Source organism: Pseudoalteromonas sp. Ld20 (assembly GCF_045064175.1).
Taxonomy (GTDB): domain Bacteria; phylum Pseudomonadota; class Gammaproteobacteria; order Enterobacterales; family Alteromonadaceae; genus Pseudoalteromonas; species Pseudoalteromonas neustonica.
The window spans coordinates 246,776-263,069 of the sequence record NZ_JBISHB010000030.1; the positions used below are offsets into that span (position 1 = coordinate 246,776).

At 39.2% G+C, this 16,294-nt stretch carries 19 protein-coding genes; 8 read left to right on the top strand and 11 right to left on the bottom strand.

The genetic code is table 11. The annotated features are described in order from the left end of the window. Positions 1-34: 34 nt before the first annotated feature. From dnaG to rsmD, 4 genes are all read right to left on the bottom strand, one after another. Positions 35-1,786: a DNA primase gene (dnaG, locus tag ACJJVX_RS06870; protein ID WP_054203055.1), complete on the bottom strand. Its 1,752-nt coding sequence runs from the start codon at positions 1,784-1,786 to the stop codon at positions 35-37. Between the two features lie 162 nt (positions 1,787-1,948). Then, positions 1,949-2,395 (bottom strand): GatB/YqeY domain-containing protein, encoded by a 447-nt coding sequence (locus tag ACJJVX_RS06875; RefSeq protein WP_054203056.1) that lies wholly within the window; start codon positions 2,393-2,395, stop codon positions 1,949-1,951. 20 nt (positions 2,396-2,415) lie between these two features. Further along, entirely contained in the window at positions 2,416-2,631 is a 216-nt protein-coding gene (rpsU, locus tag ACJJVX_RS06880) for a 30S ribosomal protein S21 (RefSeq protein WP_002957797.1), read from the bottom strand. A gap of 163 nt (positions 2,632-2,794) precedes the next feature. Continuing rightward, on the bottom strand, positions 2,795-3,394 hold the full coding sequence (rsmD, locus tag ACJJVX_RS06885) for a 16S rRNA (guanine(966)-N(2))-methyltransferase RsmD (protein WP_054203057.1): 600 nt from the start codon (positions 3,392-3,394) through the stop codon (positions 2,795-2,797). 212 nt (positions 3,395-3,606) lie between these two features. On the opposite strand from rsmD, the gene ftsY reads away from it, so the two are divergent. The 8 genes from ftsY to ACJJVX_RS06925 all read left to right on the top strand — a co-directional run bounded on the left by ftsY (position 3,607) and on the right by ACJJVX_RS06925 (position 11,691). Beyond that, complete coding sequence (gene ftsY / locus ACJJVX_RS06890) at positions 3,607-5,955, top strand: signal recognition particle-docking protein FtsY (protein ID WP_405630740.1); 2,349 nt, start codon at positions 3,607-3,609, stop codon at positions 5,953-5,955. Positions 5,956-6,021: 66 nt separating this feature from the next. Continuing rightward, positions 6,022-6,699, top strand: coding sequence for a cell division ATP-binding protein FtsE (ftsE, locus tag ACJJVX_RS06895; RefSeq protein WP_054203058.1), 678 nt, complete (start codon positions 6,022-6,024; stop codon positions 6,697-6,699). Next, positions 6,696-7,682, top strand: a complete 987-nt coding sequence (gene ftsX / locus ACJJVX_RS06900) for a permease-like cell division protein FtsX (protein ID WP_054203059.1) — start codon at positions 6,696-6,698, stop codon at positions 7,680-7,682. Before ftsE ends, ftsX begins: the two co-directional genes overlap by 4 nt. Positions 7,683-7,906: 224 nt before the next feature. After that, entirely contained in the window at positions 7,907-8,770 is an 864-nt protein-coding gene (gene rpoH, locus ACJJVX_RS06905) for an RNA polymerase sigma factor RpoH (protein WP_054203060.1), read from the top strand. A gap of 216 nt (positions 8,771-8,986) precedes the next feature. Beyond that, positions 8,987-9,268, top strand: a complete 282-nt coding sequence (locus ACJJVX_RS06910) for a hypothetical protein (protein WP_054203061.1) — start codon at positions 8,987-8,989, stop codon at positions 9,266-9,268. After that, positions 9,261-9,677, top strand: coding sequence for a hypothetical protein (locus ACJJVX_RS06915; protein ID WP_064435822.1), 417 nt, complete (start codon positions 9,261-9,263; stop codon positions 9,675-9,677). Before ACJJVX_RS06910 ends, ACJJVX_RS06915 begins: the two co-directional genes overlap by 8 nt. 320 nt (positions 9,678-9,997) lie before the next feature. After that, positions 9,998-11,362: a serine hydrolase domain-containing protein gene (locus tag ACJJVX_RS06920; protein ID WP_405630743.1), complete on the top strand. Its 1,365-nt coding sequence runs from the start codon at positions 9,998-10,000 to the stop codon at positions 11,360-11,362. 179 nt (positions 11,363-11,541) lie between these two features. Then, positions 11,542-11,691: a hypothetical protein gene (locus ACJJVX_RS06925; RefSeq protein WP_405630746.1), complete on the top strand. Its 150-nt coding sequence runs from the start codon at positions 11,542-11,544 to the stop codon at positions 11,689-11,691. A 297-nt stretch (positions 11,692-11,988) separates the two neighbouring features. On the opposite strand, the gene ACJJVX_RS06930 is transcribed toward ACJJVX_RS06925, so the two are convergent. The 7 genes from ACJJVX_RS06930 to ACJJVX_RS06960 form a co-directional block, all read right to left on the bottom strand. Continuing rightward, on the bottom strand, positions 11,989-12,390 hold the full coding sequence (locus ACJJVX_RS06930) for a hypothetical protein (RefSeq protein ID WP_064435825.1): 402 nt from the start codon (positions 12,388-12,390) through the stop codon (positions 11,989-11,991). A 513-nt stretch (positions 12,391-12,903) separates the two neighbouring features. Then, positions 12,904-13,332 (bottom strand): hypothetical protein, encoded by a 429-nt coding sequence (locus tag ACJJVX_RS06935; RefSeq protein ID WP_405630748.1) that lies wholly within the window; start codon positions 13,330-13,332, stop codon positions 12,904-12,906. A 228-nt stretch (positions 13,333-13,560) separates the two neighbouring features. Then, positions 13,561-13,788: an ATP-binding protein gene (locus tag ACJJVX_RS06940; RefSeq protein WP_405630942.1), complete on the bottom strand. Its 228-nt coding sequence runs from the start codon at positions 13,786-13,788 to the stop codon at positions 13,561-13,563. Between the two features lie 262 nt (positions 13,789-14,050). After that, positions 14,051-14,152 (bottom strand): transposase, encoded by a 102-nt coding sequence (locus ACJJVX_RS06945; RefSeq protein ID WP_405630750.1) that lies wholly within the window; start codon positions 14,150-14,152, stop codon positions 14,051-14,053. Positions 14,153-14,707: 555 nt separating this feature from the next. Beyond that, on the bottom strand, positions 14,708-15,022 hold the full coding sequence (locus ACJJVX_RS06950) for a helix-turn-helix domain-containing protein (RefSeq protein ID WP_405630752.1): 315 nt from the start codon (positions 15,020-15,022) through the stop codon (positions 14,708-14,710). Then, positions 15,009-15,341, bottom strand: a complete 333-nt coding sequence (locus tag ACJJVX_RS06955; protein WP_405630753.1) for a type II toxin-antitoxin system RelE/ParE family toxin — start codon at positions 15,339-15,341, stop codon at positions 15,009-15,011. The genes ACJJVX_RS06950 and ACJJVX_RS06955 overlap by 14 nt, the downstream gene beginning before the upstream one ends. Before the next feature lie 333 nt (positions 15,342-15,674). Beyond that, positions 15,675-15,986 carry a hypothetical protein gene (locus ACJJVX_RS06960; protein WP_405630756.1) on the bottom strand — a complete coding sequence of 104 codons (312 nt, stop codon included), beginning with the start codon at positions 15,984-15,986 and terminating at the stop codon, positions 15,675-15,677. Between the last annotated feature and the right edge of the window lie 308 nt (positions 15,987-16,294).

A 16,294-nucleotide genomic window follows, 5' to 3' on the forward strand; every position in this document is an offset into this window, starting at 1 on the left:
AATAGCACAGTATAACAGCAAAAATCGTTTTTGACTAGTTGTTAGTCCCTTTTAATGCTTGAGTCAATAAGTGACATTCAAGCCGCTCATCGCTATTTAAGCCTTGAGTCTTGTCCTTTATTAATAGGGTTTCGAGACGATAATTTAAACACTGATCTTCAATAAATTTGAAAGTATTTTTAAATTCATCTTCTAAACGATCTTCATTTATCTCATGTTGCCACGTTGCGAGCTTGATTAATGCTTCATACTCTGGAGCTTCACGAAATGATTCAAGCAATTGTGCCGTAGTAAGGGGGGCCTTTTGTAATGCGTCATGCTGCAAACGAATTAGTAGCGCAATTCCGGCAATATTCATCTGTGCCAAATCAGGTAAATAAGGCACTGTAGATGCAAGTTGCGGGTGCTGGACTAATAAGCCAATAGCGCGGCGCATAGGCGTAATTTTAAACTTACGTTCAATTGAATGCTGTTGCTTTGGTGTTTTTAAACGGTTATTTAATTGCTCTTTGGTGCGGCCAATTAATCGGCCTAAGTGCTCTAATAGGTTCTCTTGATAAAACTCACTGGGTATTTTTTCGACCAATGGCAGCACTGCACTGAGTAGTTTTGCTTTACCAGCGTCAGTGGTTAAGTCAATTTCTAGGCTTAGCTTATTAAACAGTACTTTAGTAAAATCATCAGCTTGAGCTAATCGAACTTCAAAGGCTTCTTTGCCCTCTTGTTGGACTAAGGAATCAGGATCTTCGCCATCGGGTAAAAATACAAACTGTAATGCTTTACCATCACTTAGGTAGGGGAGAGCATTTTCTAACGCACGCCACGCCGCGTCACGTCCTGCACGGTCACCATCGTAACAACAAATTACTTTGTCTGTGGTTCTAAATAAAGTATGCATGTGCTCAGCTGTAGTCGCAGTACCTAGGGCTGCGACTGCATACTCAATACCTTGCTCACTCAATGCCACTACATCCATATAACCTTCAACAATGAGTACATGGTCGAGTTTTTTATGGGCTTGTTTTGCCTCATATAAACCATATAGTTCAAAGCCTTTATGGAAAATACGAGTCTCTGGTGAATTTAAATATTTTGGCCCTTGATCTGCTTGCATGACACGTCCACCAAACGCGATAACCCGACCACGTTTATCGCGGATAGGAAACATTAAGCGGTCACGGAAAAAATCAAATTGACGACCTGGTGTTTTCTCAGAGGCCAGCTTTAGCTCAACGAGTTGCTCTTTTTGTTCTTTATTACGACCAAGTTGTTGGCACAAGCCTTCCCATTCACTGGGGGCATAGCCAATCATAAACTTTTTAACTGTTTCGCCAGTTAAGCCTCGGCCTTTTACGTAATCAATGACTGTTGCTGAGTTACTATGGTGTTTTAATTGATGTTGATAAAAACGTGCGGCATGAAGCATTAAATCATAGTCTGAGCGTTTTTGTTCCGCCGTACGTTCAGGACCACTGCTTGTGCCTTGTTCGCGAGGAACATCAAGATTCATCAGGCTAGCGAGCTCTTCAATAGCATCAACAAATTCAAGTTTGTCGTATTCCATTACAAATGAAATAGCGTTGCCATTTGCGCCACAGCCAAAGCAATGATAAAACTGTTTATCTTGCGACACTGTAAATGAAGGTGACTTTTCATTATGGAAAGGGCAACAGGCTTGGTAATCTTTACCGGCTTTTTTAAGACCTACTTTAGAGTCAATTAGCTCAACGATATCGGTTCTAGCGAGTAAATCGTCAATAAAATTTCGTGGGATCTTTCCGGCCATTAGTAAAGTGTAGTCCTGAAATAAATAGAAAAAGGTGAACGAATTAACTTTCGTTCGACAAATTTAGATTTGAACACAAACGCTATTTTTATAAAAGCTAAAAACGAAGAAACCGAGCACATGGCTCGGTTTGCTTAAATCATACGTCTGTATGTGGGTGTATTAGGCAGTTAATCGTTGCTTAATTAAACCAGAAATCTTACCTAAATCGGCGCGACCTTCAGCTTTGCTTTTGATTATACCCATTACTTTACCCATATCTTGCATACCTGCTGCGTTAGTATCAGCAATAGCCGCATCAATGAGGGCAATGATTTCATCTTCACTCAATTGTTGAGGTAAGAATTCTTCAAGTGCCGTAATCTCATTGGCTTCAATTTCGGCTAAATCTTCTCGACCAGCATCAGTGTACTGGGTATAAGAATCACGGCGCTGTTTAACAAGCTTCACTAAGACTGCGGTAATACCGTCATCATCAAGTGTTATTTGCTCGTCAATTTCACGCTGTTTGATAGCAGCAAGTACCATACGAATTGGGTTAAGACGTTGTTTGTCTTTCGCTCGCATCGCATCTTTTTGTGCATCTTTTAGCTTTATTAAAAGGCTCATTTATACAAGACCAATACGGATCAATATAATTTAACGCGACGTGCGTTATCGCGAGAAAGCTTCTTCATGTGACGCTTAACTGCAGCAGCTTTTTTACGCTTACGCTCAGCTGTTGGCTTTTCATAGTGCTCGCGACGACGAACTTCTGAAAGGATACCTGCTTTTTCACATGAACGCTTGAAGCGACGAAGTGCTACGTCAAACGGTTCGTTCTCTCTTACTTTAATTACTGGCATTAAAAATTCACCTACCTAAATAATGAGCGTTGCTCAAGTTGATCAGACAATGATCAAGTGGTTCAAAAATGGTGCGGTATTGTAATCCGAAGCCACACCACATGTAAAGGATAAATATTGACTGTCCCGACAGGAAACTGAAAATATTTCTATGTTATTAATTTTACTGTAATTGATAGAGCCTACATAATACTTGCCCAGCAACTTTCTCTTTTAATAACAGCCAATTGCTTGGTGTTTGTAAAGGGCTAAGTTCGTTTTCGACTTCAACATAAATGAGTGCATTTTTACTTAGCCACTCATTTTCACTCAGTAAATCACAGCATTTTTTTGCCAGATTCTGACGAAACGGCGGGTCAACAAAGACTAAATCGAACTGCTGTTGTAACGTATTTTGGCTCAAATACACTAAACTATCAGTACAATTTATCTGCGCATTTGTGAGCTTTAATGTCTCAGTATTGGCTTTTAATTGTGCTGAAGCAAGTTTATCCCTCTCTAAAAATACAGCTGAGTTGGCAAAACGCGACAATGCTTCGAACCCTAACCCACCAGAACCGGCAAAACAATCAAGCACATTTGCACCGTGAATATCTTGCATTAACCAGTTAAATACAGTTTCTTTTATGCGATCTGTGGTTGGACGAAGCCCTTGTACATCTTTTACTGGTAGCTTACGGCCACGAAATTGCCCACTGATGATTCTGATGACACCATCATTTACTTTGTTATTTATCTGTTTTTGTGATGATTTATTTCTCATTTAGCTCACTAAAAAATGGTATCTAGAACTTAGCTCAGATAATATTGTAATCATATAGTAGCGTGTCATTTTTCAACTGCGCTAAAAGTGTTACTATGAGCATCTTAGACAATATATTGTGGTTATTGGCAGTTTGGTATTAATACAATACCGTCAGTACGCAAATTATTTCCGTTAGTTTATCAGATTTTTATAAGTGGTTATTAGCAAGTATGGCAAAAAAAAATAAATTCCTGTCTTGGTTAGGTTTTGGTAAGTCAGATAAAAACCAGCAAGTAGAACAAGCAGCCGAAGAGGCTAATAACCAACAAGCAGAAGCTGAGCGTTTAGAGCAAGAACGTATTACAGCAGAGCGCCTAGAGGCTGAGCGTGTAGAACAAGAGCGTATTGCAGCAGAGCAGCAGGCAGAAGCCGAACGTGTAGAGCAAGAACGTATTGAAGTAGAGCGTCTTGAGGCTGAACGTGTAGATCAAGAACGTATTGCAGCAGAGCGTCTCGAGGCTGAACGTGTAGAGCAAGAGCGTATTGCAGCAGAAGCTCGCGATGCTGAGCGTTTAGCGATTGCAGATGCTGAATTAGCCGCAGCTGAAAAAGCAGAGCAGCAACGTCGCGACGCAGCCGCTCGTTTAGCTGAACAACAAGAAGCTATGTTGTTACAACAAGAACAACAGGCTACCGAGCAAGCGCAACGTGAAGCGGAGCGTATTGCAGCGGAAAAGGCAGAAGCTGAGCATGTAGAACAAGAGCGTATCGCAGCAGAAGCTCGCGATGCTGAGCGTTTAGCTATTGCAGATGCTGAATTAGCCGCAGCTGAAAAAGCCGCAGCTGAAAAAGCCGCAGCTGAAAAAGCCGCAGCTGAAAAAGCCGCAGCTGAAAAAGCCGCAGCTGAAAAAGCCGCAGCTGAAAAAGCCGCAGCTGAAAAAGCCGCAGCTGAAAAAGCCGAGCAGCAACGTCGCGACGAAGCCGCTCGTTTAGCTGAACAACAAGAAGCTATGTTGTTACAACAAGAACAACAGGCTACCGAGCAAGCGCAACGTGAAGCGGAGCGTATTGCAGCGGAAAAGGCAGAAGCTGAGCATGTAGAACAACAACGTATTGCAGCAGAACGTCTTAAGGCTGAGCGTTTAGAGCAAGAACGTATTGCAGCAGAGCGTCTCGAGGCTGAGCGTTTAGAACAAGAGCGTATTGCAGCAGAGCGTCTCGAGGCTGAGCGTTTAGAGCAACAACGTATTGCAGCAGAGCAGGCTGAAGCTGAGCGTTTAGAACAACAACGTATTGCAGCAGAACATGCTGAAGCTGAGCGTTTAGAACAACAACGTATTGCAGCAGAGCAGGCTGAAGCTGAGCGTTTAGAACAAAAGCGTATTGCAGCAGAGCGTCTCGAGGCTGAGCGTTTAGAGCAAGAACGTATTGCAGCAGAGCAGGCTGAAGCTGAGCGTGTAGAGCAACAGCGAATTTCAGCAGAGCAGGCTGAAGCTGAGCGTTTAGAGCAACAACGTATTGCAGCAGAGCAGGCCGAAGCTGAGCGTTTAGAGCAACAACGTATTGCAGCAGAGCAGGCTGAAGCTGAGCATTTAGAGCAAGAACGTATTGCAGCAGAAGAAGCTAAAGCAGCAGAAAAGCCGAAAAAAGAAGGTTTCTTTGCTCGTCTTAAAAAAGGTTTATTAAAAACGCGTGTAAATATAGGCTCAGGTTTTGCGTCAATTTTTACAGGTAAAAAGATTGATGATGAGCTGTTTGAAGATCTTGAAACGCAGTTATTAACAGCGGATTTGGGTGTTGATACCACCATGAAACTGATCGACAGCCTTACTGATGCGGCTAACCGTAAACAGTTAAAAGATGGCGATGCACTGTATGAATTAATGAAGCAAGAAATGGCTGCTATGCTTAAAACCGCAGAGCAACCTTTAGTTATACCTGCAGATAAAAAACCATTTGTTATTTTAATGGTGGGCGTAAATGGTGTTGGTAAAACAACCACCATTGGTAAATTAGCTAAGCAGTTTCAAGATGAAGGCAAATCAGTCATGTTAGCGGCAGGGGATACGTTCCGTGCAGCAGCCGTTGAGCAACTACAAGTATGGGGTGAGCGTAATAAAATCCCAGTAATAGCACAGCACACCGGTGCCGATAGTGCCTCAGTGGTATTTGATGCATTTCAAGCAGCAAAAGCGCGTAATGTTGATGTGTTAATTGCCGATACAGCAGGACGCTTGCAAAATAAAGATAATCTAATGCAAGAGCTTGAAAAGATTGCGCGTGTGATGAAAAAGATTGACCCAGATGCGCCACATGAAGTCATGCTAACAATTGATGCGGGCACAGGGCAAAATGCAATTAGCCAAGTAAACTTATTTAATCAGTGTGTTGGTCTTACAGGGATAACTTTATCTAAGTTAGATGGTACGGCTAAAGGTGGGGTTATCTTCGCCGTGGCTGATAAGTTTAATATTCCGATCCGTTATATTGGTGTTGGCGAAGGCATTGAAGATTTACGTGCATTTAATAGCAATGACTTCATTGATGCGCTATTTAGCCAAGATGAGGACAACGCTTAATATACCCATTGGTATTAATAAAAGGGAGCAAGCTCCCTTTTCAGCTGCAGATGATTGATAATTAAAATGATAAATTTTCAGCAAGTGAGTAAAACATATCCCGGCGGCCATCGTGCACTGGAAAAAGTGAGCTTTCATATTAAGCCCGGAGAACTGGCTTTTTTAACTGGTCATAGTGGTGCAGGTAAAAGTACCTTACTTAAACTAATTAGTTTAATGGAACGTCCATCAGCGGGTCACGTATTTATAAATGGTGTTGATTTAAATACAGTGAAACCAAGACAAATCCCTTATGTACGCCGAGATATCGGGATTATCTTTCAAAATCATCGTCTATTAGAGCGTCATACAATTTTTGATAATGTTGCTTTACCCTTAATAATAGAAGGCACACACCATAAGCAAATTGAAAAACGAGTTCATGGTGCACTTGATAAAGTAGGCTTGCTTGATAAAGTAAAGTGCCACCCATCAACGCTTTCTGGTGGCGAACAACAGCGAGTCGGCATTGCACGCGCCATTGTCAATTCACCTCCATTGTTACTTGCTGATGAGCCAACCGGTAATTTAGATCCTGAACTTTCAATGGATATTTTACGTTTGTTTGAAGAGTTTAATAACCATGGGACTACGGTCTTAATTGCCACTCATGATCTTGGTCTCATCTCGAGAATGAAATATCGCAGCTTAACGTTAAAAGATGGCCGAATGAGTCAAGACCCATTGGCTGAGGCATCATTATGAGTTTGTTATTTAAAGGCAGAAAAAGCCAAAATGAACGAGTGAAAAAATCTATTTTTTCGAATAGTTACTTTTTTGTTTTAAATATTTTTCGCCAAGGAATTCATAGCTTAGGTGAAATGTGGCGCACGCCAATGGCTTCAATGATGACAATTGCCGTATTGGGTTTAAGCTTAACCCTACCAGCAACTCTTTATTTGGTTGTTAAAAACGTCCAGCAAGTTAGCAGTGGATTTGAAGAAGCTGCAGAGATCTCATTATTTGTAAAAGAATCCATGAGTGAGCAGGAAACGCAGACCTTAGTAAAACGTTTAGCCTTGTATTCAGAAATAGATACGGTCACTTTTATTTCAAAGCAACACGCATTAACTGAATTTAAAGAGGTATCAGGGTTTGGCCAAGCACTTGAATACTTAGATTCGAACCCATTGCCAGATGTTGTAATAGTTACACCAACATCAAAACATCGCCAACCAAACGCAGCACAAGCACTATTAAAAAAACTAGAAGCTGAACGAGAAGTGGATTTTGGTAAGCTAGATATCGCATGGTTAGAGCGCTTAAATGCATTACTTAGCTTATTAAAGGAAAGTGTGCTCACCATTACACTGCTTTTACTTACCTCAGTAACCTTGATTATTGGCAATACTATTCGATTATCTATTATGGATAAGAAAGAAGAGATCCAAGTAATGAAGCTCGTGGGTGCAACAAATACGTTTATCCACGCACCTTTCCTATGGACAGGTATTTGGTATGGCATTATAGGTGGTTTGTTTGCCTTTATATGCGTAGCTTTAATGATGTGGTGGCTTGGGGCCGCGGTTACGCAGGTCGCAGGCGTTTACCAAACAAGTTTTAATTTAGTTGGGCTAAGTGTTGGCGAATTTGCCGCACTGGTAATGCTTGCAACTAGTTTAGGCTTTGTTGGCTCATATTTATCAGTTAATCGCTACATTAAAGAAATAGAGCCCGATAAAGTGTAACAATTGTTGTTTATAATCACCAGTTACGTTGGTGGTAGGTAATACAGCTAATGCTACCAACGTACCGCAAAGCTAGAATTCATCGCTTATTCAGGCGTTTAAAGTACAATAAAAAACATCAAAAAAACCACTTGCTTCAATCGAAAAAAAGTTTTACATTGAAGTTAGCACTCTAAGTTAAAGAGTGCTAAGATAGTTTCAAATGTTTATCACTGAGGTGAAAAATGAGTAAAGATATATACGCAATGGCACTCACAGTTGGACAGCAAAGCGCAAGTATTGATGGTTACCTTCAAGCGGTAAGTACAATACCAATGCTAGGTGCTGAGCAAGAAAAAGAGTTGGCGACTCGTCTCCAGGAAGATGGCGATCTTAGTGCTGCAAAGCAACTCATCATGTCTCATCTTCGCTTTGTTGCACACATTGCTAAAGGTTATTCAGGTTATGGTTTACCACAAGCCGATTTAATCCAAGAAGGCAACATAGGCCTAATGAAAGCAGTAAAACGTTTTGACCCTACCGTGGGTGTACGTTTGGTTTCATTTGCAGTGCATTGGATTAAAGCTGAAATACACGAATTTGTACTTAAAAATTGGCGCATCGTAAAAGTTGCGACAACAAAAGCACAGCGTAAATTGTTCTTTAACCTTCGTAAGAACAAAAAGCGTTTAGGTTGGTTTAACCAAGCTGAAGTAGCAACCGTCGCGAGCGAGCTAGGTGTAAGTGAAAAAGAAGTTCGTGAAATGGAATCGCGCATGAGCGGCCAAGACATGGGCTTTGATTTAACCGGTGACGACAGTGATGACGCGCCAACAAGCACATACTCACCAGTGCAGTACTTAACAGACGGCAGCAACGATTTAGCTGACGAGGTTGAACAGCAGCAATGGCAAGAGCAATCGCACACACGTTTGTTCAGTGCTTTAAAAACGCTTGATGAGCGTTCACAAGACATTGTTAGCGCACGTTGGCTATCAGACGACAAAGCAACACTGCAAGAGCTTGCGCAAAAGTACAGCGTATCTGCAGAGCGTGTTCGTCAGCTTGAAAAAACAGCGATGAAAAAGCTACAAGCTGCAATGAGTTAATCACAGCTTAGTAAGAATATTAAAAGCCCCGCATGAAAATGCGGGGCTTTTTGGTTTTAAGAGTAAGCATCAATTCTTTAGCGGTGTTATTACTGCCAGCCATTCAGTCAGTAAAGCAGGGCATATTTAGAAGATTTGGGAACATATGGTCCTTTAGTTGAAAAAACAGCCTAATTTATATATTCTGATTGTCAGCCACTGTTAAAAGGAATTAATGTGCGACTCTACCATTTTTCACTTGTAATTATTGCTGTGATAATTTTGTTTATCCAGCTTGATCCCACCTATTACGTTATTAACTATGTCACCATACCTGCATCGGTATTATGTTTATTTGGGTTAATTTACCAGTACACGCAAAAAAATATTTTTGGTTATATCGCAATGGCAGGATTTGCCGTTTTTTTACCCATTGGCGCTTTAGGCATTTTGTCTATCAGAGAGGCAATGGATAAAAAAATGAAACTTGAATTTATAAGGAAGTTAAATAATGACTGATATGGTAATCGAAAAACCAACCACAATAATTAAAGTAGCCACTGAAAAATTAACACCACAATTAATCATCGGTATTCTTATCGTTATTGCAGGTTTTGTGCTGATCCCTAATATAATTGGCCTAGGTTTCATGCTGATTATTTTTTATTTCGTAAATAGTAGTATCGAGGTGGTAAGAATTTACCCAAAATACTCAGAAATAAAATTGGCAATTATTCGCCCTCGTTGGCTTATTTTAGATGCCAGTGTAGAAAGCGCTGAAGTGGACGGTAAAAACTTGCTGCTAAAAATTAACGATGAGGATAAGCAACTCACCAGAAAGATCCCGTTAAATGCGCTATCAGAAGCTGATGGTGAAAGTGTTATAAAATACTACCAATCTCAAGCGAACCATAACGCCAAAAAATAACGCCCCTCTACATTCGCACTAACGCTTCACGCTAAATAACTAATGCAGGTTGGTTATTTAGCGTGAAGCGAAACCCAATGAAAAATCTCCAAGCATGATATCTGATCGTTGAGTTGTCGACTGTTCTGAACGCGTCATAAATGAATATTTAAAATGTGATAAGCAAAAAGTAAAACGCAATCTCATTATTTTTTTACAACAGGCGCGTTATAAAAAACAAACACTTGCCCAAATTGATTACAAGTGTAATACTTTTGATTACATCTGTAATCAAGTCTGTATTTAACAATTTACAGGCTAATAATGAGAGGGCAAAGCTTGTGAAAAAGCATATTATCCTAGGTTTCTTTTTGGCCATATATACCTTAAGTGCACAAGCACAAGAGTCAAAGTTCGAGGCTGTACTCGCGTGTCATAATTCAGCTGACGCGCCGGGTATGGCGATTAGACTAGAGCAATCGGGTTCACTTGCTTATAGTGGTGCTATTGGTTTGGCAAATATGACTACATTGAGAGAGCTTCATGTAGATGACGTATTTCAAATCGGCTCAGTGACAAAAACATTCACCGCAGCGGCTATTTTAAAGCTTTCTGAGCAAAAGAAATTGTCACTACAGGATTCATTGGTAAAGTATATTCCCGATATTAATCCAGAATATAAATATTTAAGTATTGAACGAATTTTAAGTCATACATCAGGCCTACCCGATTACTTAGGTGACCCTCACGTTACTGCACTTTATGATCAATATGCACCATTAGATCAAGTTATAAAGAGTATCAGCAAGCAATCAGTGCTTTCGAAACCGGGAATGGAATATAGCTATTCAAATTTGGGCTATGTGCTTTTAGGTAAAGTGATTGAAGCCTCTTCGGGTGTTTCTTATGAGCAGTTTTTATCTCAAACCTTTTTTACACCACTAAAAATGAATAACACGTTTGTTATTACTAAAGGAACAACGACAGGTGAGGTCAAGGGTTATACAAGCGAACCAAATAAACCCGATCAATACCTATCACCTGAGCAATCCATACAGAGAAAATGGAATGTAGACCGTAGTTGGATTGCTTCAGCTGGAGCAATTGCCTCTACGCTTGCAGATATGAGCTTATGGCAAAACGCATTAAAATCGGGGCAAGTTATTTCAGCGCACAACTTCCAATTAATGACGACCCAAGCAGCATTGATAAATAAAGACAGAATAAACTACGGGTATGGTGTAGATGTATATCCCATAAGTGGATTAAATAGCTTTAGTCATCAAGGAATGGTGCCTGGTTTTTTTACATGGCATGTTTATTTTCCAACTGTAGATTTAACAGCTACAGCATTTGCCAATATTGATAGTAAGCACCCTGGTCCAGCTTTATTAGATATGATCGCTTTGCAATTGAATTTATCGCCTCAGCCTGTAAAAGGGGAAAAAGCAGCCCGTACAGCTAGATCTTTAATTGGACGCTATCAATCAGCTGACATGAAAATGTTGACTATATCATATGAAAATAATGTTCTTTATTCTCATTATGAGGGAGAAGAAAAACGAAAGATTATTCCACGAGAGAATAATGCCTACTCTTACGAATGCACTGAAAACTATTTTCAGCTTAGAGATAATAATGGCACAAACGAAATAGTGCCAGTGTCATTATATCATGGCGAACAATCCCCTTTAATAAAACTATAAATACTTTATTTTAACCTTTAATTTTTATAAGTAATTTTATTTTCTTGTTGAATTTAAAATATGAATAGGCATTAAAGCCTCCAAAAAGTGCAATTTCCCTTTTAAATTTAGCTGCAGGTGTAATCTCAACGGAACCTGAAGTACCATTTCAGGTTAATTCGAATACACCAAGAGTTTCTATGGATGGGTGGAGCCAAGGGGCTGTTTTGGAGCTAGGGAAGGGCCGAATAGTCGTATTTTCTGAAGGTATGATGTTCTCATCACAGGTAGACAGCACAACAGGTAAAAAGTATGGATTAACATCAGCTGGTGCGCAACACAATGAATAATTTTTGATCAATGTTATGCACTGGCTTGTGGAGGAACTCTAATATTTATGGGGAGCAACCACACGACATAGGCTCTGCCTTGCCTAAATACCACACAGTCTGCTGCAAAACCAATCACGAAAGGTCAACACGCCCTAGCTCTTTGTTGGCACACAAAACTAAACACGTCACGAGCTTGATTGAAACTTACAGCTTACAGTGCGTAATGACTATTAAGCTTCACAAGGTTTAGCGTCATTGAGAGATATTTATTACGGAAGATGGGCTGCCCATTGCACTTCCTCTTAATAAAACAAGTCATAGGACGGCTGTTTTCTTAGTTGATTTTAATTCACTTATATCGGGTTTGTTATTAAACATTTCACCGTCTTCTTTCTTTTCGATGACTTCTTTTTGTTGCGCTTCTACCACGTGTTTTTTTCCTGGGTTGAAAATAGCATCTACTTCTAAGAAAGCTCCGCTGACGGAACTCTGGCCTGAAACAGTGCTTTTATTTTTCTTTTTGAACCAATCCAAATTAAGAGTTTTGTACGCAACAGCAATTCCAATAACAGGTATAAACCAAACACAAAGAAACAAGACTAAACGCTTTTGCAATGAAGGTACCCATTGATGAATTTCTTTCGATATATGGGCGTTGACCAAAATGTGAAATACAGCAATGATTGACCCCAGAGCTAACAACTTAGTGTGATCCATAACTAGCAACCCTCTAAAAGCCTAACGAGCTTGTACGATAACTCGTTTTTAAGCTATTTTATATTGATGGTTCAACCATAGCTGGGTTCCTATTTTGGTTCAATCGGTTACTTTGATTTTACGTAAAATATAAAAAGAGGACTTGGTGTTGTTTTAATGCTAAGAGCTTGGTAACAGAAGCTAAGACGCGTGTTATGTTGTAGGCGGGAGTTTATCTCGCGCTTCGGTTGGTACATTTTTTAAGAAATAACCTTGGTGAAAAAAATTAGGTGAATTATTCACAAAGAGACTAAGTGATTAATAAAGCATAAAATATATAAATAATAGAGGTAAAAATTAGATTGCTTTGTGCCCGTTAGCGCGAGTTAGTGATTTTGATGTCTGAAGACAAGATCTGATCCGATTACTCTATGCTGAAACAGTCGAGCAGATCGAAGCACTGCACCATGGAATATCAACAGAAATTAACCAGCTTGTGCGTGTCAATATACGCGGAGAATTGAGCGCTTACTATTAATCAATTTTAAAACTAACAAAATTACTATCTAAATATTTATTCTTTTTCCAATCCATATACCTAAATTTTATTTTATATTCACCTTTTTTAAGTTTATGCCATTCCTTAATCCAATCCAAATCTACCTTAGAACCATATACATTGAATCTAGGGGTTTTTACAATTTTACTATGTGACATATCGAAATTCGCCAAAGATAGGAGTGTATCGACTACATTACCATTCTTATCTATCACAATTGGGCATATATTGGATTTTTGTTTACATGAACCAACAATAAATACATATGGATAATATTTTTCCGGCATATATTCACCATTATCAAAAACAAAATATATACTACTCTTATTTTTGAAAGCAATTAACTCTTCAGCTTGAGTAGCAAATACCGGCAAGAAGAAAAAGAATGATATTATTTTTAACATGTAATTCTCCTAGGAGTTTTATTATCAATGTGAATATTTACACAATTATCAGAACAGAAAACATCCATCTTAAACAGACATTGATCAGACCGTTTGTGACTCATCAGCTGTAATTGTATATTCGAAAAACTTACCGTCTTTTTTGTAGCAAGTTCTCCAGAGAGCAGTTTGAGAAAAGTGATAAAATGTAAGTTTTCCTAAGCCATTCTTTCCATGAACTAAAGTGTGCTAAACCTCACTATCTCGTTTTTCTGAAGATAAAACTGGTTTCAATTTATTGTAAACTTCTTTGAGTGGCATACCTTTGTCATTATCAGAAATTGAAAAATCATAAATATCTCCAACCTCTGTAGCAAGATAATCAATTTCTATTGTATTAGCACCAGCATCGAAACCGTTCCAAATATACTCTGCAATTGCTGATGCTTTTAAGCCTATTCTTAATCCCTTTAGTATTAACTTCTGCTTTGCTCATTTTAATCCTTTATGAATAAACTCATATACTTGATGGAAAATTTAACGAGCCTGTAGAATAACTCGTTTTTAATTTATTTTTATTGATGTATTAACCATAGCCGAGTTCCTATTTCGATTCAATCGACAACTGACTTTCACGTAAAAATATAAAAAGAGGATTTGCTGTTGCTTTAATTGGTGTTTTGGAAAGTATGACAGGTGTTTAAGTGGCTTATTTGAGGTGGTAAGGGGTTACCCATTATTAATGTATCGTGTTTTGCAGCTTTTCTAGATTATGAACTAAACAATACAGTTGCCATTGGGTATTCACTTTCGTTTGACCCCGTAAGGTCAATTTGTTCATTCCTTTATTGACTGTAATATATCGCTTTTTACCATAAGGAAAGCACGCTCTATACAGCCTAACCTTTTACCATTCCTTCAATAAAAAGTTGTCGTCGCCCCTGTGGGCTGTCTATTTGGACCTTCATTTTGTCAATGTAGTTCATTTTCAACCTACCAATACTTATCTACTAACGGTGGATTTAGAACATTAGATTCAACATAGGATAAGAATGCGCTACTGGCGGCAATGGCGCTCTTTATAAAAGGAATAGCACGCACTAAAGTACGCAGTTTAATGAAATTGGGTGTTAACGAACGACTGGCCATAGCCTGTGGTATCACCAGTACCAAAAGTAGGCGCTTGGAAGCGAAGGCCCTTGTAGAAGCTCAAAAACAAAAGGAATTAACATTGTATTAGGCAATGATTACTTAGCGTCACAAGGGTTAGTGTCATTGAGAGATATTTGGATCAATATTCATTACGGGAGATGAGTCGCCCATCGCACTTCCTGCTAATAAAAAGCGTATGATGGGTAGTGTGGGGGCTGGAGGTTAGAGACCTCCGGCTACCCGATTATAGCTCAGCGATGTGCGACAAGGTTTCAGGATGACGCTGAACCAATTTTAGAAGGGTTACCGCTTGTCCATTTGGTGCGCTACGCCCTTGTTCCCAATTTTCTAATGTACGAGATGATGTATGCAGTAAACGCGCAAACACACCACGAGACATATTAAATTGTTCACGAATACTCACGATTTCATTAGGTGAAATATCCAACTCACTTACATCATTAAGCTTTTGATTTTTAAGGGTTAACTTGCCGTTTAAATGTTCTTTAGCCTCAATAAGAGATGAACTTAACTCTGTAAATAGATCACGATTGCTCATTACGCCACGCCTCCATAAAAGCCTTTAATTGTTTCTTTTGGTCTGCGGTTAAGTCGGACATTTCATTCTTGCCATAAATTGTCAGCAAGTAGAAACGACGCTTTTCATCGAGGAAGTAATAGATAACACGAGAGCCACCACGCTTACCCTTACCTTTACTTGTAACTCGAATTTTTCGCAAATCACCTGTACCTTGAATCACATCACCCTGTTTTGGGTTAGACATTAACTCAGCTTGGAAAAATCTAAAATCTTCATCGCTGAGACACTCATTGCGGTACTTTTCAAATATGGTCGATTCGACAAATATACTTTTCATATACAAAGTATACGCAAGTAACGTACAGGCAGCAAAACTATACGTGATCAACGTAGTTTTGATTTTTAAGAAGACGAGGCTGACCTGAGCTATAACGAGGCTGTAGAATAACTCTAACAGCCAAATTCAATTAAAAAACGAGCTCCTATAATTAACTCTAAGCGTTTTTAAAGCACTAGGCAATGCATTTAGGACCCACAAAACTGGCTGTTTTTCTTAAAAAAGAGTAATTCTACAACCTCAACGCCGTTTTAAGCGGTAAATTGCAATTGGCTAAAATAAGTTAGGCACGAATAAAAAGCCAACTGTAATTTGTCCGTCTTGAAAACCCGATTAGGTTAACAGTTGCACTCCCAAGCCAATAGAACTAACCACTATACCGCTTAATGTTAAATATTGCTGTATTTCGGCTTTGACTAATATAGGCGATTGAATCTCTTTTAAAGCAGATTTGAAAGGCATAAAAAACATTTGGGGAATTAAACCTGTAGCAAATAAAGTTATTGCTACGCCTGTTGAAATAGCTAGATTACTTATGTTGGTTTGAGAATTGAAAAAGTCATAACAACCAGCCACAAGAAACAAAAAACTAGCCCCCCAACAAAAAGCTACAACTAATTTTTCTTTAAATAGTAAATTACCCACTGAACTCTCCTTGTTAACCTAACAATTCTATAGTGCGCGCATCGCGGATATTTCTGCTCTGGCCACACTCATGTGTATGCTTTATATAGTTTTAACAAATTACCTAAGATATTACTATCTGTTAATTTTTTATAGTTTTAATACAAAATAAAGTAGATAAAGATGCGCGCGTCGCTGATTTTCCTGAATCTGTGTGCGAACTACAGTTCGACCACTCAATTAGCTATTTTATTGAGTCAATATCCGGTGAACGCTCTAAACCGCCACTGGGTTTTATTCTTACATCGTTGGGTTTCGTTGCTCTCAAC